The sequence below is a fragment of the Streptomyces sp. NPDC008125 genome (genome assembly GCF_042957125.1).
Classification (GTDB): Bacteria; Actinomycetota; Actinomycetes; order Streptomycetales; family Streptomycetaceae; genus Streptomyces.
The window spans coordinates 165,419-186,107 of the sequence record NZ_JBIBHR010000001.1; the positions used below are offsets into that span (position 1 = coordinate 165,419).

Sequence of the window (20,689 nt, forward strand, 5' to 3'; positions counted from 1 at the left end):
GGTCAGCGGGTGTCCCGTACCGTCGTTCGCCAGTGCTCCAGGAGGTACGGATCGTCGAGACGGGCGTCACCGGCGCGGGCGCGTACGTCGGTGAGGAGCCAGCCCAGCAGCTCCGGAGTGGCGTGGTACTCGTCGTAGAAGCCCAGACGCAGGTCGGTGAAGCCGGTTCCCGCCATGGGGCCGCGAACGGCCGTCGCCCGCCGCCGGTCCCTCAGGCGTTCCATCCCTTCACGGCCTCCGCGATGCGCCCGGCGGTCTCGGCCGGCGTGAGGTGGGTGGTGTCGACGACCTCGGCCTCGCGGTGCAGCCAGGTGCGGGCCGCCTCCGCGTACGGCTCCAGGTACTCCAGCCGGAACGCGGAAGGGCCCATGACCGAGTCGCCCTCGATGCGCCCGCGCAGGGTCTCCTGGTCGGCGTGGAGGACGAAGTGGCGCACGGGGATGGCGTGCTGGGCGAGGCCCGCGCTGATCTCGCGCCAGTACTCCTCGACCAGCACGGTCATCGGCATGACCAGGGTGCCGCCGGTGTAGTCGAGCACGTGCCGGGCGGTCTCGACCACGAGCGGGCGCCACGGCGGCCAGTGCTGGAAGTTGTCCGGTCCGGGCAGGCCGGGCTCGATGTCCATGAGGGTCTCGCCGATCTTCTCGGCATCGAGCACTCGTGAGTCCGGGATCAACCGCTGCACGAGGGCGCTGGTCGTCGTCTTGCCGGCGCCGTGGGTTCCGTTGAGCCATACGATCACCGGCCCACGCTACTGCGGACGGGGAACGGCCACCGCCGAACGTCCACTTCGCCCCCTCATACGTGTCCGGATGGTGAACGAGCCGTACCGCTCACTCCTCCGCTCGCATAGAAATCACCCATGGTCTGGTTGATATGCCTGCTGATCGCATGGGCCGCGGCGGCCCTCTCCTGTCTGCGGCTCTGTCTCGTCGCCGCCAGGGCCGCCCAGCCCCCGGCCGCCTCCTCCCGTCGTCCGGACCCCGCGCCGTACGACCTGAGCCTGTACGAGACGGCCTTCCTGGCCGGCGGTCCGGAGCGGGTCGCCGATCTGGCGCTGGTCTCCATGCACCTGAGGCGGAGTCTGCTGCTGGCCCACACCGGCTGGGCCACGGTGGTGGACCCCCAGGGCCGGGACGAGGTCGAACGCACCGTGATCCGGGCCATCGGGCCCGAGGGCCAGTCGAGGATCGCGCCGGTACGGGCCGCCGCCGCGTCGGCGGAGCCGGTACGCGCGCTGGCGGACCGGCTGGTGGCGGCCGGTCTCGCGGTGCCGCACGCGCTGCGCGGCGCGACGGCGGCGGCGCTGGGCGAGGTCAAGCGCGCGGCGGTGCTGATCGTGGTGCTGGCGCTCGCCTCCGTGCTGCTGCCGGGCCGGTCGCTCTCGCCCGGTGGACCGGAGATCGTCTGGTTCGCGCTGCCGCTGGTGCTCGTGGTGGGCTGCCTGCTCATCGTGCGGATCGAGAACCATCCGTACAGCCCGTGGGCCTCCCCCACCGGGCAGGAAAGGCTCGACTCGCTGCGGGCGTCCGGTGCGGGGCGCGGCACCCACCGCCATCTGCTGGCCGCCGTCGCCGTGCGCGGCCTGCGTGCCGTGCAGGACCCGCTGCTCCGCGCCGCACTGACGGGCCGTCGTACGGGAGGGCCGGGGCACGCCTGCTGACACCGGGTGCGCCGGTCCCTCACGCGGGACACGCTCCCGCACGCCGTCCGCCGGTCCTTTACTCCACCGCCACGCACGCCCGACGATCCTCTTCCGCCCCGCAGGACGCCTGGCGGGGCACGGACGAAGGGACCGACCGGTGAGAGCATTCACGCGGTACGCGACGGCCGGGGCGTTGGTCCTCGCCTCGCTGCCCGCCGCCGCATCCGCCACGGCCGCACCCGCGGTCACCGGCGCGGCGGCCCGGGCGGACGTCACGGTGCCCGAGCCGTGGGGGACGGTGATCGCCGCAGGACGGGCGGGGAGACGGGGGATCGCCTTCGGCGAGTGCCCGGAGGGCGAGATGCTGCCCGAGTCGTTGCGGTGCGGGACCTTCTCCGTTCCGGTCGACTACGCGCACCCCTTCGGGCCGCAGATCGAACTCGCCGTCAGCCGGAGGACCGCCACCGGCGACGCCGCCGGACACCAGGGCGCGCTGGTCTACGACCCGGGCGGCCCGGGAGCGGCGAGCATCACGTTCCCGCTGGTCGGCGAGTGGACGGCCTGGCGGAAGACCGCCCGCGCCTACGACCTGGTGGGCTATGCCCCGCGCGGCGTCGCCCCGTCGCCCGCGCTCTCCTGCCGCCGCCCCGAGGAGGCGGCCGGGACGCCCACCGACTCGCCGCAGCAGCCCTCGTACGCGTACAAGCGCGAGCGGATCCTCCTCGCGACGGCCTACACCGACGGATGCGTGCGCGCCGCCGGGCCGGCGCTGCGCCACTACTCCTCGCTGGACGGCGCCCGCGACCTGGACGTGCTGCGGGCCGCGCTGGGCGAGCCCCGGCTGACCTTCATGGGCACGGACCAGGGCGCGTACGTCGGGGCGCTGTACGCGACGCTGTTCCCCTCGCACGTACGGCGGATGGTCTTCGACTCGCCGCTCGACCCGGACGCCCGGCGGATCGGCTACCGGACGGGCCTGTCCCGCTCGCGGGCCCTGGAGTCACGCTTCGGGGACTTCCTCTCCTGGGTCGCCCGCCACCACGACGTGTACGGCCTGGGAACGACCGCCGACGCGGTGCGCGGCCGGTACGACCGCGTGCGGACCGAGGTGGCGCGGAACCCTGCGGGCGGCACGGTCGGGACCGCCCAGCTCCAGGCGGCCTTCCTGAACGCCGCCTCCTACGACGACTACTGGGCCATGCGGGCGTCGGCCCTGGCCGCGTACGTGAAGGGCGACCCGCAGCCGCTGGTCGCCCAGGCCTCCCCCCGGCCGTACACGGCGAAGGGCGACGAGAACGCCGACGCGGTCCGCACGGCGGTGGAGTGCAACGACGGGGTGTGGCCCGCCGACTGGCGCGTCTGGGACCTGGACCACACCCGGGCGGCCCTCCGGGCTCCGTTCGCCGCCTGGGCGGGCGCCTGGGCGAACCTGCCGTGCGCCTCCTGGCCGCGGCCCCGGCAGGAGCCGCTGGACGTACGGACCGGGCTCGGTGAGATTCCGCCGGTGCTGGTCCTGGCGGCGGAGCGCGACGGGGTGACGCCGTACGCGGGTGCGGTGGAGCTGCGACGGCGGCTGCGCGGGGCGGTGCTGGTCACCGAGCGGGACGCGGGCTCGCACGGCATCGGCGGCGCCGACAACGCGTGCGTCAACGGCCACCTGGAGACGTACCTGCTGACGGGCCGGGTGCCCGCGCGGGACGCCGAGTGCGCCCCGCACCGCGAGCCGAACGCGCTCGCGCTGAACCGGGCCGTCCCCCGGGACGCCGGACCGCAGCGCGTCCTGCGGGGCGACCCGGCCCCCTGACGGCGACGCGCCGGGCGGCGGCTCAGCCGGAGTGCTCCATCTCGGCGGCGTACGGCGGCTGGGCGCCCGCCACCGCGCAGGTGCGGGCGGCGACCGCGGCGGCGAACTCCGTCGCGCCCCGCAGCGCGGGTGCGGTCAGGCCGTCCAGCCGGCCGCCGAGCAGCCCGTCCGCCGCGAGGCGGTGCAACAGGCCGGCGGTGAAGGCGTCCCCGGCGCCGATCGTGTCGACGACGTCCACCGCCGGCGCGGACACCCGGACGTCGAGGTCGCGGGTACGGGCGAGGGCGCCGTCGCCGCCGAGGGTCACCACCGCGAGCCCGGCGCCCGCCGCGAGCAGCCGGTCGGCGGCCTCGTCCGGCCCGGTCCCCGGCATCAGCAGCTCCACGTCGTCGGCGCTGACGCGGACGATGTCGGCCAGGGCGCACCAGTGCGGCAGCCGGGAGCGCAGCCGCTCCACGTCGGCCAGGGTGGGGCGCACATTGGGGTCGACGCAGACGGTGGCGGTGTGCCGGGCGTGTTCGAGGGCGGCTTCGATCGCGGCGGCGCCCGGCGGGAGCGCGAGGGCGAGGCTGCCGGTGTGGACGCAGGCGGAGGGTGGTTCGGCCGCGAGGGCCGCGGTGAGCTCGGCGGGTGTCCACTGCCAGTCCGCGGTGGCCTCGGCGTAGAAGTCGTAGGAGGCGCCGCCGTTCTCGTCGATCCGGGCGAGGGCGAGGGTCGCGGGGCGGGCGCTGGTGACCGAGGGGCCGAGGTCGACGCCTGCGGAGGCGAGCCGCTCGCGCAGCAGGGTGCCGAGCGGGCCCTTCGAGAGGCGACCCGCGAAGCGGGTGGGGGTGCCGAGCCGGGAGAGCGCGACGGCGGTGTTGGCGGGGCCGCCGCCCGCGTGGACGGTCAGCGGAGTCGATCCGTCCGGTGCGGTCGCCCCGAGGAAGGCGTCGGCGACGGCTTCACCGATGACGGTGACGGGCGGAAGGGGCGGAACGGGCGGAGACGTCATGACCGGGCCTCGGGCTTTCTTCTGGGGGCGGCCCGGGAGGCGGTCGCGCCGCCGCGCCCCGGCACCTCCCGAAAGGGATACGGGCGCGGGCCCTGGGTCCCGGGGCGTGCGGGTCACGGAGGACCACGCACGCCCCGGAAGGACGCCGGTGCGGCACGCAGGCTGCGAGCCGCACCCGGAGCCGGACCCGGTGTCGCTGGAGCGGCTGTCCGTGACGCTGGACGCGTCCGGACGCCGTCTGATCTTCCGGGTCGGGGGTGGCCGGGAAACGCCGGCATTGCGAGTCGGGCCACCAGGTGTGCGGGTGGCCGGCGGTCTTCCGGGAGGGCCCCCGGGAGAACGCCGACCAGAGGACCCTACGCGAGTCCCGCGACGAGGTCGGCGACCGCCTTGCGGCGACCGGTGTAGAACGGCACCTCTTCGCGCACGTGGAGCCGTGCCTCGGAGGCCCGCAGGTGGCGCATCAGGTCGACGATGCGGTAGAGCTCGTCGGCCTCGAAGGCGAGGAGCCACTCGTAGTCGCCGAGCGAGAACGACGCCACGGTGTTGGCGCGGACGTCCGGGAAACCGCGGGCCATCTTGCCGTGGTCGGCGAGCATCCGGCGGCGGTCCTCGTCGGGCAGGAGGTACCAGTCGTAGCTGCGCACGAACGGGTAGACGCTGACGTAGTCGCGGGGCGTCTCGTCGGCCAGGAAGGCCGGGATGTGCGACTTGTTGAACTCGGCGGGGCGGTGCAGCGCCATGTTCGACCAGACCGGCTCCAGCGCGCGGCCCAGCTTGGTGCGCCGGAAGAGGTTGTACGCCTCCTGGAGCTCGTCCGAGGTCTCGGCGTGCCACCAGATCATCAGGTCGGCGTCGGCGCGCAGACCGGAGAGGTCGTAGGTGCCCCGGACGGTGATGTCCTTGGCGGCGAGCTGGTCGAACAGCTCCTGGACCTCGTCGGCGTAGCCCGCGCGGTCGTCCGGCAGCACGTCGCGCAGCTTGAAGACGGACCACAGGGTGTAGCGGATGACCTCGTTGAGGTCCTTGGCCTTCTTGCCGGCGTTCGGGATCTTCTCAGGCGCACTCATACGGCTATTGTCCCGCCTCGCCTTCCGTGCCCCGAACCAGGGTCGGCGTGGCGATGATCTCCCCCGCGATCGTCTCCGCGATCTTCCCTGAAGGGGCCGTCGCGGCGGGCGCGGCGGGGGAGACCACGAGGCTCACGGCCGGCCCGTGAGCTCGGCCGCGATCTCGTCGGCGGCGCGTTGCGCGCTCCCGATGCAGGCGGGGATGCCGACGCCGTCGTAGACCGCGCCGCAGACCCGCAGGGCGGGCAGCTTCGCGACCTCGCCCCGGATGCGGTCGACCTTGGAGAGGTGGCCGACCGGGTACTGCGGGAGACCGCCGATCCACCGGGTGACCGCGGTGCCGACGGGTGCGGCGGTGAGGCCGGTGGCTGCGGCGAGGTCGGTGCGGGAGAACGCGGTGAGTTCGTCGTCCTCGCGGTGCAGGTGGTCCTCGTCGCCGTACCGGCCGACCGAGGTACGGAGCACGAAGAGGCCGGGGTCGGCGTCGGCGACCCACTGCCACTTGTTGCTGGAGAAGGTGGCGGCCTTGATCGTGCGGCCGTCGACCGGGGGCACCAGGAAGCCGGAGCGCCCGCGCAGGGCCTCCACCGCCTCGGCGTCCTCACGCCGGAACGCCATGGTGATCAGGGCCATCGAGGCGTACTCGACGCCCGCGAGCTCGGCGGAGGCCGCCGGGGACTCGGCGGCCAGCAGGGTGGAGGCGGACCAGGCGGGGGTGGCCAGGACGATGCCGTCGGCGGCGATCACCCCGGCCTCCGTACGGACGTCCCAGCCGGCCTCCGTACGGGACAGGCCGAGCACCGGGGTCGCGGTGAGGATCTCGCCGCCCTGGGCCCGCACGGTGCCGGCCACCGCGTCCGGCAGGGTTCCGAGGCCGCCCGCGATGCCCTGGAAGACGGGTCCGCCCGCCTGCCGCGCGGCGGCCCGCTCCTGGACCCGGCGCACCCCGTCGAGCAGGGGTCCGCCCTGCCGGGCGATGTCGAAGAGCTGCGGTACGGCGGCGCGCAGGGAGATCCGGTAGGCGTCGCCCGCGTACACCCCGCCGAGCAGTGGTTCCACGAGACGGTCGACGACCTCGCGGCCGAGCCGGTCGGCGACGTACGCACCGACCGCGACGTCGTCGCCCACGGCGGTCGCGGTCAGCTCGCGTTCCTGGGCGATACGGGCGATGCCCTCGGGCGAGAGCACCTCGCGCAGCGCCTCCGGGTCGCCCGGGACGCCCATCATGTGGCCCTTGGGCATCGGGCGGAGCGCGTCGCGGGTCCAGAGGGAGGCGGCGGCCGTGGCGGGCGGCTGGAGGCGGTCGCCGAGTCCGGCGGCGCGGGCCAGGCCGACCGCTTCGGGGCGCCTGGCGAGCATCGATTCGGCGCCGAGGTCGACCTGGACGCCCGCGACCTCGCCCGTCATGAGCTTCCCGCCGAGCCGTGCCGAGGCCTCCAGGAGAGTGACCCGTACCCCGCTGCCGAGCAGCCGGTGGGCGGCGGCCAGTCCGGCGATCCCTCCGCCGACCACGACGACGTGCGGTGTGTTCGCGTGCGCGTGCTGTTCGAAACCCTGCATGGGTCCACTCTCTCAAACCCGGAACGAGTCCCGACCGTGACTGCTTCGAAACCGCTTCCGGGAAACCCGACGAGCGGCCGGTACGTCCAAGGGCACACATCGACTCACCGACCGGGGGGACCAGTCATGCAGTTCACGCAGAGAGCCCGACGACGGCCGGAGCGCCCGCGCCTCCGTAGCCGGGGGGCGGGTGTCGCGGCCGGGGCGCTCGTCGTCCTGCTCGCGGTGGCCGGGTGCGGCGCCGACGACAGCGGTGGCATGGGCGGGTCCGCCTCCGACAGCAAGGCGGCCGGCGTGCGGGACGAGGGCAGCGGGGCGGAGGTCGCGGCCGACTCGGGGGCGTCGGACGGCTCGCGCCCCGCAGCGGGCGGAAAGGCGGACGGGAAGGCGGCGGAGAAGACCGCGACGGCCGCCGCCCGCGTCATCCGCACCACGGAGATGTCCGTCGAGGTGAAGAGCGTCCCGAAGGCCGTGGCCGCGGCCCGGTCCGCCGCCGAGGGCAGCGGCGGGCTCGTGGAGAGCGAGGCGACCGAGCGGGTGGACGACGTCCACGACGCCTCGCACCTCGTGCTGCGCGTCCCGGAGGACCGGTACGAGGACGTGCTGGGGCGGCTGACCGGTGCGGGCCGGCTGCTGTCGCGCACCTCGGAGGCGAAGGACGTCACCGACCAGGTGGTGGACGTGGAGAGCCGCGTCGCGACCCAGCGGGCGAGCGTCGACCGGGTGCGCGCCCTGATGGAGAAGGCGGAACGGATCAGCGATGTCGTGGCCCTCGAAGGGGAGTTGAGCAGCCGTCAGGCGGACCTGGAGTCCCTGCTGGCACAGCGGGCGAGCCTGGCCGACCGCACCTCGCTGGCGACGATCACCCTGGATCTGTACGAGCCGGACACCTCCGCCGCGGCCGACGACGAGACCGGTTTCCTGGACGCGGTGACCGGTGGGTGGGACGCGTTCGTCACGACGCTCCGCTGGATCGCGATGGCGATCGGCGCCACCGCACCGTTCCTGGCGGTCGTCGCCCTGGCCCTGGTGGTCTGGCGGCTGGTGGTGCGCCGTCGCCGGGTCCCGGAGGCCGGTACGGCCGCCGTCCCGGCCGCCGCGGAAGAGCGGGCGGAACCGGGCACGACACCCGTTCCCTGAGACTGCCGGGGGGATCCCCGCGAAACGCCGTTAGCGTGGTCGGTCGGCACACACCGCGGCGAAGGGACCTGGCATGACGGAGCGACTGGTGGTCATCGGGGGCGACGCGGCGGGCATGTCCGCCGCGTCGCAGGCCCGCAGGCTGAAGGGGCCCGAGGAGCTGAGCATCACGGCCTTCGAGCGCGGCCACTTCTCCTCGTACTCCGCCTGCGGCATCCCGTACTGGGTGGGCGGGGACGTGGCGGAACGCGACGACCTGATCGCCCGTACGCCCGAGGAGCACCGGGCCCGCGGCATCGATCTGCGCACCCGCACCGAGGTGACGGAGATCGACGTCGCGGGCCGTCGGGTGCGGGCGGTGGACCTGGAGACCGGTACGTCGGCCTGGACCGGGTACGACAAGCTGGTGATCGGCACCGGGGCCCGGCCGGTGCGCCCGGCGCTGTCCGGTATCGACGCCCCGGGCGTGCACGGGGTGCAGACGCTGGACGACGGCCAGGCGCTGCTGGACTCGCTGGACCGGGTGGGCCCCGGACGGCGGCGCGCGGTGGTGGTGGGCGCGGGGTACATCGGGGTCGAGATGGCCGAGGCCATGCTGAACCGGGGCTTCGAGGTGACCGTGCTGAACCGGGGTGAGCAGCCGATGGCCACCCTCGACCCCGACATGGGGCGCCTGGTGCACGAGGCGATGGACGGCCTCGGCATCACGACGGTGAACCGCGCGGCGGTCACGGAGATCCGCACCGGCCCCGACGGCCGGGTGTCCGGGGTGGCGACCGGGGCGGAGACGTACCCGGCCGACGTGGTGGTGCTCGGCATCGGGGTGGAGCCGGAGACGGAGCTCGCCCGCGCGGCCGGGCTGCCGCTCGGGCCGCACGGCGGTCTGCTGACCGACCTGTCGATGCGGGTGGTCGGGCACGAGGACATCTGGGCGGGCGGCGACTGCGTGGAGGTGCTGGACCTGGTGGCGAAGCGCACCCGGCACATCGCGCTCGGCACCCACGCCAACAAGCACGGCCGGATCATCGGCGCCAACGTCGGCGGTGGTTACGGGACGTTCCCGGGCGTGGTCGGTACGGCGGTGAGCAAGGTCTGCGACCTGGAGATCGCCCGGACCGGGCTGCGGGAGAAGGACGCCCGGGCGGTCGGGCTGCGGTTCGTGACGGCCACGATCGAGTCGACGGGCCGCGCCGGCTACTACCCGGGCGCCGCGCCCATGACGGTGAAGATGCTCGCCGAGTACCGCACCGGCCGACTGCTGGGCGTGCAGATCGTGGGCCGTGACGGCGCGGCGAAGCGGGTGGACGTCGCGGCGGTGGCGCTGACCGCAGGGATGACGGTGGAGGAGATGACCGCCCTCGACCTGGGGTACGCCCCGCCCTTCTCCCCCGTCTGGGACCCGGTCCTGGTGGCCGCCCGCAAGGCGAGCACGGCGGTACGGGCGGCGGGCGCGGCGTGACGGCGGAAGCCGGGCCGCCCGCTCCGCGCGGGCGGCCCGGTCCGTTCAGCGCGCGGTCTGCTCGTGGACGTGGCCGACGAGCCGGGTGAGGGCGTCCGGGTCCATCGACGGCATGACGCCGTGGCCGAGGTTGAAGATGTGGCCCTCCAGGCCGGCGGCGGCGTCCAGCACCTCGCGGGTCTTCTCCTCGACCGTGGCGGTCGGGGCGAAGAGCACCGCCGGGTCGAGGTTGCCCTGGAGCGCCTTGCCGGGGCCGACGCGGCGGGCGGCCTCGTCCAGGGAGACGCGCCAGTCGACGCCGACGACGTCCGCACCGGCCTCGCCCATGAGGCCCAGCAGCTCGCCGGTGCCCACGCCGAAGTGGATGCGCGGGACGCCGTAGGAGGCGACCGCGTCGAAGACCTTGGCGGAGGCGGGCAGCACGGAGCGGCGGTAGTCGGCGGGGGACAGCGCGCCGACCCAGGAGTCGAAGACCTGTACGGCCGAGGCGCCCGCCTCGATCTGGACCTTCAGGAAGGCGCCGGTGATCTCCGCGAGCCGGTCCACGAGGTCGGCCCAGAGCTCCGGGTCGCCGTACATCATGGCCTTGGTGTGCTCGTGGTTGCGGGACGGACCGCCCTCGACGAGGTAGCTGGCGAGCGTGAACGGGGCGCCCGCGAAGCCGATGAGCGGGGTCTCGCCGAGCTCGGCGGTGAGCATGCGGACGGCCTCGGTGACGTACGGGACGTCCTCGGGCGTCAGATCGCGCAGCCGGGCCAGGTCGGCGCGGGTGCGGATCGGGTCGGCGATCACGGGGCCGACGCCGGGCTTGATGTCCAGGTCGATGCCGATGGCCTTGAGCGGGACGACGATGTCGCTGTAGTAGACGGCGGCGTCGACCTTGTGGCGCCGCACGGGCTGCAGCGTGATCTCGGTGACCAGTTCCGGCATCGTGCAGGAGTCGAGCATCGCGATGCCCTCACGGACCTTCAGGTACTCCGGCAGCGACCGGCCCGCCTGCCGCATGAACCAGACCGGGGTGTGCGGCACGGGTTCACGTCGGCACGCCTTCAGGAACGCCGAGTCGTGGGTGGCGGAGGTCGTTGTCAGCTGGCCCGGGGGGCGGTCGTTGGCACTCACGCACAGAATCTTCGCACGAAGCCCCAAGGAGCACGGTCCCACCAGGGTGTCTCTCCCTGCGCGCGGCCCGCGTTCCGCCTACTCTTCCCCGCATGGCTCCGGCGCAGGAACAGTTCTCCGATCATTCCGACCACACCTCCCAGAAGGACGGTGCGGAGAGCAAACCCACTCCGCCCGGTTTCCGGTCGGCGGTCGAGGCGCTGCGCTCGGCGCGGCTCCGTCCCGAGCTGGAGGTCGAGGCGACCCGGCCGCCGCAGCGGCTGGCCCCGCACGCCTACGCCCTGGAGGCGGTGGTCGTGGACGGCGAGGAGGACCTCGCGGACGGACGCCTGGTACTGCTGCACGATCCGGCCGGTCACGAGGCCTGGCAGGGAACGTTTCGCCTGGTGACGCTCGTACGGGCGGAGCTGGAGCCGGAGATGGCCGCCGACCCGCTGCTGCCCGAGGTGTGCTGGTCCTGGCTGACGGGCGCCCTGGAGGCGCGCGGTCTCACCTACGGGTCGGCGGGCGGCACGGTCACCCGGGCGGGGTCGCACTACTTCGGCGAGCTGGGCAGCCGCCGGCCCGCGACCCAGATCGAGATCCGCGCGTCCTGGACGCCCGGCGACGGTCCGGGCGGGGTGCCCGACACGGCGGGGCACCTGACGGCCTGGGGGGACCTGCTCTGCCAGATCGCGGGCCTGCCGCCGTCCGGTCCGGCCGACGCGACGGTGGTCACCCTGCCGCAGCGCCGGGGGCCGCAGGCCTGATGGCCGCCCCGCGCCTCGCGGCGTTCTCGTCGGTCGACGACGCTCCCCCGGCCGGGTCGGCCGACCATCGGCCCTATGGTCGTACAATCGATCGCGCGTCCGATTTGTCCGAATTGTTACTCACCAAATCGTGATCTTCCTCTAAAGGAGGACGGGTCTGCTGCCGAAGAGGTCAATGACCCTTCAAGCACGGTTCGCCCCGGCTTCATCCCCGAGCCGGCCCGTCCCGCCACTCCCCCAGGAGGCCTGGTGTCCGTTCTCCTAGAGCAGCCCGCAAGCCTGGTCGCCTACCGCCCGAACAAGCCGACGGCCATGGTCGTCGTGGCCGACCCGCGCGTCCGTTCCACCGTGACCCGCCATCTGTGGGCCCTCGGAGTTCGTGACGTCATCGAGGCGTCGTCCATCGCGGAGGCCCGCCCCCGCGTCGGCAACCCGCGCGACATCTGCGTTGCCGACGTCCACCTGCCCGATGGTTCCGGGCTGACCCTGCTGTCCGAGACCCGAGCCGCAGGCTGGCCGAACGGTCTCGCCCTCTCCGCCGCCGACGACATCGGTGCCGTACGCAACGCCCTCGCGGGCGGCGTCAAGGGCTACGTCGTCACCGGCACCCGTACCAACATCGGCCACCCCAACCGACCCGGCGTCGCCCCCATCGGCGCCAACGCCGCCCGTATGCACCGCCGGCCCCCCGGCTCCCCGAGCCACCCGGGCGGCTACCGCGAACTGTCCGGCCGCGAGGTGGAGGTGCTCCGCCTGGTCGCCGAAGGCCAGTCCAACAAGGCCATCGGCGTCTCGATGGGCCTCTCCGCCCTCACGGTCAAGTCCCACCTCGCCCGCATCGCCCGCAAGCTCGGTACCGGAGACCGCGCAGGAATGGTCGCCGTCGCCCTGCGGACCGGCATCATCCACTGACCACCCCCGCCGGCGCCCGCGCAGGCGGGGATGCCGAATCCGGCCGGTTTACGCACCCGACACCCGACGACGGAACGTTCCGTCGTCGGGTGTCGCGCATACACGGATACCCTTGACGGGTGACCGACGCCCAAGAGACCGCAGCAGACACGACACTGCGAACCACCGGGGGCGCTCCCCCGGACGACGTCGCCCCGGCGCCGATCCCCTTGCTGGAACCGCGCGAGGGCATTCCACCGGTGGTGGCGGACGACGACGCCCTCGCCCGGGTGATCGCCGCTTTCGCCGCCGGCAGTGGCCCGGTGGCCGTCGACGCCGAGCGCGCCTCCGGCTACCGCTACGGCCAGCGCGCCTACCTCGTCCAGCTGCGCCGCGAGGGCGCGGGCAGTGCCCTGGTCGACCCCGTGGGCTGCCCGGACCTGTCCGGTCTCGGCGAGGCCCTGACCGGCACCGAGTGGATCCTGCACGCCGCCACGCAGGACCTCCCCTGCCTGCGCGAAATAGGCATGCTCCCCACGTCCCTCTTCGACACCGAGCTCGCCGGACGACTGGCCGGATTCCCCCGGGTCGGCCTGGGTGCGATGGTCGAGAACGTCCTGGGGTACGCGCTGGAGAAGGGCCACTCCGCCGTCGACTGGTCCACCCGGCCGCTCCCCGACCCGTGGCTGCGCTACGCGGCGCTCGACGTCGAGCTCCTGATCGACCTGCGGGACGCGCTGGAGAAGGAGCTGGACCGCCAGGGGAAGCTGGAGTGGGCCCGCGAGGAGTTCGACGCGATCGCGTCGGCGCCGCCCGCCCCGCCGCGCAAGGACCCGTGGCGCCGCACCTCGGGCATGCACAAGGTGCGCAGGCGCCGGCAGCTGGCCGTCGTACGGGAGCTGTGGGAGACGCGCGACCGGGTCGCCCAGCGGCGCGACGTCTCCCCCGGCAAGGTGCTCGGCGACGGAGCGATCGTGGAGGCCGCGCTCGCGATGCCCGCCAACGTCCAGGCGCTGTCCGCGCTGCCCGGTTTCGGGCACCGCGTGAACCGGCGCCAGTTGGAGCAGTGGCAGGCCGCCGTGGACCGTGCGAAGGCGCTGCCGGAGTCCGAGCTCCCGCAGCCGGGCCAGCAGCTCGCGGGCCCGCCGCCGCCGCGCGCCTGGGCGGACAAGGACCCCGAGGCGGCGGACCGGCTCTCGGCCGCCCGCGCCGCCGTCTCCGAACTCGCCGAGCGGCTGCACCTGCCGCCGGAGAACCTCATCACCCCGGACACCGTGCGCCGGGTCTGCTGGGAGCCGCCGAAGAGCGTCACCCCGGGCGCGGTCGAGGACCTGCTCGCGGGGTACGGCGCACGGCGCTGGCAGATCGGCCTCGTGGCCCCGCTGCTGCTGGACGCCCTGAACACCAGCGCGACTTCCTGACGTCCCGGCCCGGCGCCCCTGCGGCACCGGTCCGGCACACGAAGGCATTCGACACCGCACGACGACACCCGACACCCCCGGTCACCGGATTACACGGCCGCCGGGGGTGCCGTCGTGTCGGGAGCCGGGGTGCCCGTGCATTGGCCGTGCGTGCCGCGAGGATCGAATTCGCGCCAGGTTGGCGGCCTCGCGCGAGGCCCTGAGCGTGTGTGACCTTCGACGCTCCGGCCACAGGGGGTGGGCAGTCTGGTTACCCGCAAGTAGCATGAGGGCGGGCAGCACGCTTCCGGGCGTGCCCCGCAGCAGTGCCATCCCGCACCCTGGAGGAGAGCCATCGTGCCTCGTACCATCCGGGACGTCGTCTTCGTCGACGGCGTCCGCACCCCGTTCGGCAAGGCGGGCCCGAAGGGCATCTACCACGAGACCCGCGCCGACGATCTCGTCGTGAAGGCCATCCGGGAGCTGCTGCGCCGCAACCCGGACCTGGACCCCGCGAGGATCGACGAGGTCGCCATCGCCGCGACCACGCAGATCGGCGACCAGGGCCTCACCCTCGGCCGGACCGCCGGAATCCTGGCCGGTCTGCCGCAGTCCGTCCCCGGCTACTCGATCGACCGCATGTGCGCCGGTGCGCTGACCGCCGTCACCACGACGGCCGGCTCCATCGCCTTCGGCGCCTACGACGTCGTCGTGGCCGGCGGTGTCGAGCACATGGGGCGCCACCCGATGGGCGAGGGCGTGGACCCGAACCCGCGCTTCGTCTCGGAGAAGCTGGTCGACGAGTCCGCCCTCTTCATGGGCATGACCGCCGAGAACCTGCACGACCGCTACCCGCAGATCACCAAGGAACGCGCCGACGCCTACGCCGTGCGCTCGCAGGAGAAGGCCGCCAAGGCGTACGCCAACGGCAAGATCCAGCAGGACCTGGTGCCCGTCTCGGTGCGCCGCACCAACGCCGAGGCCGGCGAGACCGGCTGGGGCCTGGTCACCGCCGACGAGCCGATGCGCCCCGGCACCACGATGGAGTCCCTCGCGGGCCTCAAGACCCCGTTCCGCCCGCACGGCCGCGTCACGGCCGGCAACGCGGCGGGCCTCAACGACGGTGCCACCGCCTCGCTGCTCGCCGCCGAGGACGTCGCCCGCGAGCTGGGCCTGCCGGTCCGGATGCGTCTCGTGTCGTACGCCTTCGCCGGCGTCGAGCCGGAGGTCATGGGCTACGGCCCGATCCCGGCGACCGAGAAGGCCCTGGCCAAGGCCGGTCTGGCCATCGGTGACATCGGTCTCTTCGAGGTCAACGAGGCGTTCGCCGTGCAGGTGCTCGCCCTGCTCGACCACTACGGCATCGCGGACGACGACCCGCGCGTCAACCAGTACGGCGGCGCCATCGCCTACGGCCACCCGCTCGCCTCCTCCGGCGTCCGTCTGATGACGCAGCTGGCCCGCCAGTTCGAGGAGCAGCCGGAGGTCCGCTACGGCATCACCACGATGTGCGTGGGCTTCGGCATGGGCGCCACGGTCATCTGGGAGAACCCGCACTTCGACGCCGACGGAGGCACCAAGTGAGCTCCACCACCGAGCTGCTGAAGGGAGCGGCCGAGCTCTTCCCGGGCGAGGTCGTCACCCAGGCGCACGTGCGTCACCTCGACCTCCCGGCGGGCGCGGGCCGGTTCGCCCTCATCACGCTGGACAACGGCCTGGACCACACCAAGCCGACCACCTTCGGCCCGCAGTCGCTGGCCAACCTGGACGAGGCGATCGACCAGGTCGAGAAGGAGGCGTCCGAGGGTTCGATCGTCGGCGTCGGCATCACCGGCAAGCCGTTCATCTTCGCCGTGGGCGCCGACCTCAAGGGCCTCGAAGTCCTCAAGAACCACGAGGACGCGGTGCGGATCGGCAAGGGCGGCCACGACGTCTTCCGCCGCCTCTCCGGCCTCGCGGTCCCGACCTTCGCGTACTACAACGGCGCGGCGATGGGCGGCGGGGTCGAGGTCGGCCTGCACTGCTCGTACCGCACCGTCTCCAAGGCGCTCCCCGCCTTCTCGCTGCCCGAGGTCTTCCTCGGTCTGGTGCCCGGCTGGGGCGGCTGCGCGCTGCTGCCGAACCTGATCGGTGCCGACCGCGCGGTCTCGGTGATCATCGAGAACTCGCTGAACCAGAACCGCCAGCTCAAGGGCGCGCAGGTCTTCGAGCTCGGTATCGCCGACGCGCTCTTCGAGGGTGCGGACTTCCTGGAGCGGTCGCTCGTGTGGACGGCCGGCGTCCTCACGGGCGAGACCGTGGTCGAGCGAGCCGCGATCGACCGCGGCGACGCCTGGGACCAGGCCGTCGCGCGCGGCCGGGCCATCGCGGACTCCAAGGTGCACGGGGCGGCCCCCGCCGCCTACCGCGCGCTGGAGATCATCGCCGCCGCAAAGGACGGCGACCTGGGCGCCGGCTTCGACGCCGAGGACCAGGCGCTCGCCGACCTGATCATGAGCGGTGAGCTGCGCTCCGGGCTGTACGCCTTCAACCTGGTCCAGAAGCGGGCCAAGCGCCCGGCCGGTGCCCCGGACAAGAGCCTGGCCCGTCCGGTCACCAAGGTCGGTGTCGTCGGCGCCGGTCTGATGGCCAGCCAGCTCGCGCTGCTCTTCCTGCGCCGCCTGGAAGTACCGGTCGTCCTCACGGACATCGACCAGGCGCGCGTCGACAAGGGTGTGGGCTACGTCCACGCCGAGATCGACAAGCTGCTCGGCAAGGGCCGCATCAACCAGGACAAGGCCAACCGCCTCAAGGCCCTGGTGACCGGTGTGCTGGACAAGGCGGAGGGCTTCTCCGACGCCGACTTCATCATCGAGGCCGTCTTCGAGGAGATCGGCGTCAAGCAGCAGGTGTTCGCGGAGGTCGAGGCGGTCGCCCCGGCGCACGCGATCCTCGCCACCAACACCTCCTCCCTCTCGGTCACCGAGATGGCGTCGAAGCTGAAGAACCCGGAGCGGGTCGTCGGCTTCCACTTCTTCAACCCGGTCGCGATCCTCCCGCTGCTGGAGATCGTGCGCGGCGAGCGGACGGACGACGCCGCACTGGCGACGGCGTTCGGTGTGGCCCGGAAGCTGAAGAAGACCGCGGTGCTGGTGAAGGACGCCCCGGCGTTCGTCGTCAACCGCATCCTCACCCGCTTCATGGGCGAGATCCAGAACGTCATCGACGAGGGCACCCCGGTCGCCGTCGCCGAGCGCGCCGTCGAGCCGCTCGGTCTGCCGATGTCGCCGCTGGTCCTGCTGGATCTGGTGGGCCCGGCGATCGGTCTGCACGTCTCCGAGACCCTGCACCGGGCCTTCCCGGAGCGCTTCACGGTCTCCGCGAACCTCGCGGCGGTCGTCGAGGCGGGCAAGCGCGGCTTCTACGTCTACGACTCCGGCAAGCCGGAGCTCGACCCCGAGGTCGCCGCTCTCCTGGAACAGGGCGACACCGTCCTGACCGAGGAGCAGACCCGGGACCGCGTCCTGGACGCGGTGGCCGAGGAGATCGGCCTGATGCTCGACGAGGGCGTCGTCGCCGAGGCGCAGGACATCGACCTCTGCCTGATCACCGGTGCGGGCTGGCCGTTCCACCTGGGCGGCATCACGCCGTACCTGGACCGGGCGGGTGTCTCCGCGCGCGTGAACGGCAAGCCGTTCCTGGCGCCGGGCGTGGCGAGCGTACCGGCGTAACGCAGTCGCTCGACAACGCGCCTGGGCCGCACGGGAGTTCCCGTGCGGCCCAGGTGCGTTTTCACACCCCGTCGCGGAAGCCGGGCCGGCCGGGGGACGGGCCGGCCGGCCGGGACACCGCTTAGAGGATGCCCTCGTCCTTCACGAACTCGCCGAGCCAGGCGCGGAATTCGGGCCCGAGGTCCTCGCGTTCGCAGGCGAGGCGGACGACGGCGCGCAGGTAGTCGCCGCGGTCGCCGGTGTCGTAGCGGCGGCCACGGAAGACCACCGCGTGCACGGGGCCGCCGATGGACGGGTCGAGAACCAACTGACGCAGAGCGTCGGTCAGCTGGATTTCTCCGCCGCGGCCGGGCGGAGTCTTGCGCAGGGCCTCGAAGATCTGCGGGGCGAGGACGTACCGCCCGATCACCGCGAGATTGCTGGGGGCGGTGCCGGGTTCGGGCTTCTCGACGAGATCGGTCACGACCAGTACGTCGTCCGCCTCGTCGCCCACGGGGGCCACGGCCGCGCATCCGTACAGGTGCGTCCGGTCGTCCTCGACCTCCATGAGTGCCACGACGCTGCCGCCGCGCTGCTCCTGGATCTCCAGCATCCGGGAGAGCAGGGCGTCGCGCTCGTCGATGAGGTCGTCACCGAGCAGCACCGCGAACGGGGCGTCGCCGACGTGCGGTTCGGCGCAGAGCACGGCGTGGCCCAGGCCGAGCGGGTTGCCCTGCCGCACGTAGTGGACGTCGGCCAGTTCGCTCGATTCACGGACCTGGCGCAGCTTGCCGTGGTCGCCCTTCAGCTCCAGCAGGTGCTCGAGTTCGTAGGCGCGGTCGAAGTGGTCCTCCAGGGCGCGCTTGTTGCGACCGGTGACCATGAGCACGTCGTCGAGTCCGCTGCGTACGGCCTCCGCCACCACGTACTCGATGGCGGGACGGTCCACGACCGGGAGCATCTCCTTGGGCGTGGCCTTGGTCGCCGGAAGGAATCGGGTACCGAGGCCCGCGGCCGGGATGACGGCCTTGCGGGTGCTGCGGTGGTGCGAAGGCATAAACGTGTTCTCCACAACGGATGGCGGCCAGTCGGCACGAGGGAAGGGAGATCCGGGCCCGGGGCCGCGGATTCGGGACTGTACGGAAGAGGGTCAGGACTTGTCGGGGCCGGCGGTGAAGGACAGCTCGTTGCCCGGCGTGAAGAAGACCCTTCCGCGCGCCGGGCCCTGCGTCGGGTGGTGCCAGCGCTGCGTGGGATAGACGTCGATCCGCTTGCGCTCCAGGATGTCGTCGAAGAAGCGCGCCAGCCGGATACCCGGCCGGCCCGATCCGCGCTCCAGCAGAAGGTCCCAGTCGTCGTGGCCGCCCGACGACGCGGCGACCACCCCGGCGAACGGCAGATGGGCCTCGAACGTGCCGTCGTACCCGACGGAGGCGCTGCCCGACACCGTGGACGCGGCGCTTCCCTTGCGGGGTACGGCGACCAGCCGCAGCCCGGAGAGGTCGGTGCCCGCCGGAACGACCAGGCTGCCGCGCACGAGCCAGCCGTCCTGCCCCACCCGCACGGTGTGCACCTCGGCGTGCGTCACGCGGTGGCGGACGAAGACCGACAGATGGCCGTCCGCGGTGCGGTAGGGCACGGGCCAGTACGCGGGTCCCTCGGCAGGTATCCGGCGGACCAGCAGGCCACCGGTGTGGACGTTCTCCACGGCGAGCGGCCGACGGCGTCCGTCCGGCAGCTCCAGGTCGATGTCGTAGCGGCCTTCGGCGAGGACCGGCGGTTCGACGGGTATCACGTACACCGCCCGCGGAACGCCCGTCGTCCCGTCCACGGCCGTGCCCACGGAAGCCAGTCTGACCAGGGGCGACTCGGTCCTGCGGAGGGTGACGCAGAGCGCGGGGGGCTCCGTGTCGGAGGGCAGCGCGGCGCGGACCTCGATGGAGCCGTCGCCTCGGACCAGCACGTCCGCCGGGACACCGGACGGGACGACGGGCGGGGCCACGGCGGTGCCGTCCTTCACCACCGAGGCCGCGACGTCCCGCAGGAACGCGTCGTAGCGGGAGGCGATGCGCTCGGCGCTGTAGAGCGGGGCGGAGGCGTAGGCGCCCTGGGAGAGCTTCTCGCGCTCGGCCGGCTGTTCGATGAGGTAGTGCATCGCCTGGGCCATGGCATCCTCGTCGCCGACCGGGACGAGGATGCCGTTGTGGCCGGGGACGACGATCTCGCCGGGGCCGAAGGGCGCGTCGGCGGCGAGCACCGGGAGCCCGTGGTGCATGGCCTCCACCAGGGTCAGGCCGAAGGACTCGCGGCGGGCCGCGCTCACCGCGAACGCGGCCTTGTCCCACTCCGAGGTGAGGTCGGGTACCGCGCCCATGAGGCGGACGGAGTCGCTGAGCCCGTGCGCGTGCACGAGGTCCTGCAGTCGCGCCTGTTCGGGCCCGCGGCCGAAGATGCGCAGCCGCCACTGCGGGTGGTGCGGGGCGACCTTGGCGAACGCGTTGATCAGGGTGTTGAACCCCTTGCGCGGTACGAGCTGTCCCGCGGCGGCGATCAGCGGCAGCCCTCGTACGGGGGCGTGCCGGACCGGCGGCGGCACGATGTTGCCGATGGCCGCGAGCGGGGGCGCCTGCTCGCCGAGCTGTCGCTGGTAGTTCTCCACGTCGGCCCGGGTGAGGCAGACGACACCGTCCATCTCGCGGTAGAGCTCCAGGGTGCGCTCGCGGAGTTCCTGGGAGGGCACCATCGAGCCTTCGTGGTCGATGACCACGCGCCCGTAGCGGTGCCTTCCGTGGGCGACGAAGTACGCGCCGAAGGTGGGCCGGGCGGCGACCACGACATCGGCGTGGGTGGTGCCGAGGTGAGCCAGGATCAGGTCGTCGACCTCCTGGGTGTAGCGGTCGGCCCAGTCGTCCTCCCGCGGCATGATCCTGGACGGTTTGGCGTCCTTGGCCGTGGGCGCGCCGTCGCGCTGGTCGGCCAGGTAGCGCACGGTCACGTCGGCGGAGGGGGCGAAGGACGGACGGTCGGCCGTCCTGAAGATCGAGACGATCTCCACCTCGTGGTGGACCGCCAGTGCGGTGGCCAGACTGCTGGTCGCCCGCGGCACCCCGCCGAAATTGTCGATGCTGTGGAGCAGAAAGGAGATCCGCACAAGTGTCCTTCGGGAAGT

Annotated in this window: 17 protein-coding genes; 9 read left to right on the forward strand and 8 right to left on the reverse strand. The window is 73.3% G+C overall.

From position 1 onward, the window contains the following. Positions 1-2 precede the first annotated feature (2 nt). Positions 3-224, reverse strand: a complete 222-nt coding sequence (locus ACFZAX_RS00740) for a hypothetical protein (protein WP_390957694.1) — start codon at positions 222-224, stop codon at positions 3-5. Then, complete coding sequence (locus ACFZAX_RS00745) at positions 212-742, reverse strand: AAA family ATPase (protein ID WP_390957696.1); 531 nt, start codon at positions 740-742, stop codon at positions 212-214. The genes ACFZAX_RS00740 and ACFZAX_RS00745 overlap by 13 nt, the downstream gene beginning before the upstream one ends. A gap of 120 nt (positions 743-862) precedes the next feature. Here ACFZAX_RS00745 and ACFZAX_RS00750 point away from each other — a divergent pair, with 120 nt between their 5' ends. Together ACFZAX_RS00750 and ACFZAX_RS00755 are read left to right on the forward strand one after the other, a co-directional pair. Beyond that, the gene (locus ACFZAX_RS00750; protein WP_390957697.1) at positions 863-1,663 is read left to right on the forward strand and encodes a TIGR04222 domain-containing membrane protein; all 801 of its coding nucleotides are present in this window, start codon (positions 863-865) and stop codon (positions 1,661-1,663) included. Between the two features lie 139 nt (positions 1,664-1,802). Next, positions 1,803-3,449, forward strand: a complete 1,647-nt coding sequence (locus ACFZAX_RS00755) for an alpha/beta fold hydrolase (RefSeq protein ID WP_390957699.1) — start codon at positions 1,803-1,805, stop codon at positions 3,447-3,449. Positions 3,450-3,471: 22 nt separating this feature from the next. Here ACFZAX_RS00755 and ACFZAX_RS00760 read toward each other — a convergent pair whose 3' ends face one another. From ACFZAX_RS00760 to hemG, 3 genes are all read right to left on the reverse strand, one after another. Continuing rightward, the gene (locus ACFZAX_RS00760; protein ID WP_390957701.1) at positions 3,472-4,443 is read right to left on the reverse strand and encodes a PfkB family carbohydrate kinase; all 972 of its coding nucleotides are present in this window, start codon (positions 4,441-4,443) and stop codon (positions 3,472-3,474) included. A 356-nt stretch (positions 4,444-4,799) separates the two neighbouring features. After that, complete coding sequence (hemQ, locus tag ACFZAX_RS00765) at positions 4,800-5,513, reverse strand: hydrogen peroxide-dependent heme synthase (protein ID WP_390957703.1); 714 nt, start codon at positions 5,511-5,513, stop codon at positions 4,800-4,802. Between the two features lie 132 nt (positions 5,514-5,645). Next, a complete protein-coding gene (gene hemG, locus ACFZAX_RS00770) occupies positions 5,646-7,073 on the reverse strand; it encodes a protoporphyrinogen oxidase (protein WP_390957705.1) in 1,428 nt (475 codons plus the stop codon). A 126-nt stretch (positions 7,074-7,199) separates the two neighbouring features. On the opposite strand from hemG, the gene ACFZAX_RS00775 reads away from it, so the two are divergent. Further along, positions 7,200-8,213: a DUF4349 domain-containing protein gene (locus tag ACFZAX_RS00775; protein ID WP_390957706.1), complete on the forward strand. Its 1,014-nt coding sequence runs from the start codon at positions 7,200-7,202 to the stop codon at positions 8,211-8,213. 73 nt (positions 8,214-8,286) lie between these two features. After that, positions 8,287-9,672 carry an FAD-dependent oxidoreductase gene (locus ACFZAX_RS00780; RefSeq protein ID WP_390957708.1) on the forward strand — a complete coding sequence of 462 codons (1,386 nt, stop codon included), beginning with the start codon at positions 8,287-8,289 and terminating at the stop codon, positions 9,670-9,672. Between the two features lie 45 nt (positions 9,673-9,717). Here ACFZAX_RS00780 and hemE read toward each other — a convergent pair whose 3' ends face one another. Beyond that, the gene (gene hemE / locus ACFZAX_RS00785) at positions 9,718-10,791 is read right to left on the reverse strand and encodes a uroporphyrinogen decarboxylase (protein WP_390957710.1); all 1,074 of its coding nucleotides are present in this window, start codon (positions 10,789-10,791) and stop codon (positions 9,718-9,720) included. 92 nt (positions 10,792-10,883) lie between these two features. Here hemE and ACFZAX_RS00790 point away from each other — a divergent pair, with 92 nt between their 5' ends. From ACFZAX_RS00790 to ACFZAX_RS00810, 5 genes are all read left to right on the forward strand, one after another. Then, positions 10,884-11,540 carry a DUF3000 family protein gene (locus tag ACFZAX_RS00790; protein ID WP_390957712.1) on the forward strand — a complete coding sequence of 219 codons (657 nt, stop codon included), beginning with the start codon at positions 10,884-10,886 and terminating at the stop codon, positions 11,538-11,540. Positions 11,541-11,789: 249 nt separating this feature from the next. Continuing rightward, positions 11,790-12,452: a response regulator transcription factor gene (locus ACFZAX_RS00795; protein ID WP_266710186.1), complete on the forward strand. Its 663-nt coding sequence runs from the start codon at positions 11,790-11,792 to the stop codon at positions 12,450-12,452. Between the two features lie 119 nt (positions 12,453-12,571). Further along, positions 12,572-13,852, forward strand: coding sequence for an HRDC domain-containing protein (locus ACFZAX_RS00800; protein ID WP_390957714.1), 1,281 nt, complete (start codon positions 12,572-12,574; stop codon positions 13,850-13,852). Positions 13,853-14,188: 336 nt separating this feature from the next. Beyond that, positions 14,189-15,415 carry an acetyl-CoA C-acyltransferase gene (locus ACFZAX_RS00805; RefSeq protein ID WP_390957715.1) on the forward strand — a complete coding sequence of 409 codons (1,227 nt, stop codon included), beginning with the start codon at positions 14,189-14,191 and terminating at the stop codon, positions 15,413-15,415. Beyond that, on the forward strand, positions 15,412-17,541 hold the full coding sequence (locus tag ACFZAX_RS00810; RefSeq protein WP_390957717.1) for a 3-hydroxyacyl-CoA dehydrogenase NAD-binding domain-containing protein: 2,130 nt from the start codon (positions 15,412-15,414) through the stop codon (positions 17,539-17,541). The genes ACFZAX_RS00805 and ACFZAX_RS00810 overlap by 4 nt, the downstream gene beginning before the upstream one ends. Positions 17,542-17,662: 121 nt before the next feature. Here ACFZAX_RS00810 and galU read toward each other — a convergent pair whose 3' ends face one another. Together galU and ACFZAX_RS00820 are read right to left on the reverse strand one after the other, a co-directional pair. Then, complete coding sequence (gene galU, locus ACFZAX_RS00815; protein WP_390957718.1) at positions 17,663-18,577, reverse strand: UTP--glucose-1-phosphate uridylyltransferase GalU; 915 nt, start codon at positions 18,575-18,577, stop codon at positions 17,663-17,665. A 93-nt stretch (positions 18,578-18,670) separates the two neighbouring features. Then, positions 18,671-20,671: a glycosyltransferase gene (locus tag ACFZAX_RS00820; protein WP_390957719.1), complete on the reverse strand. Its 2,001-nt coding sequence runs from the start codon at positions 20,669-20,671 to the stop codon at positions 18,671-18,673. Positions 20,672-20,689 lie beyond the last annotated feature (18 nt).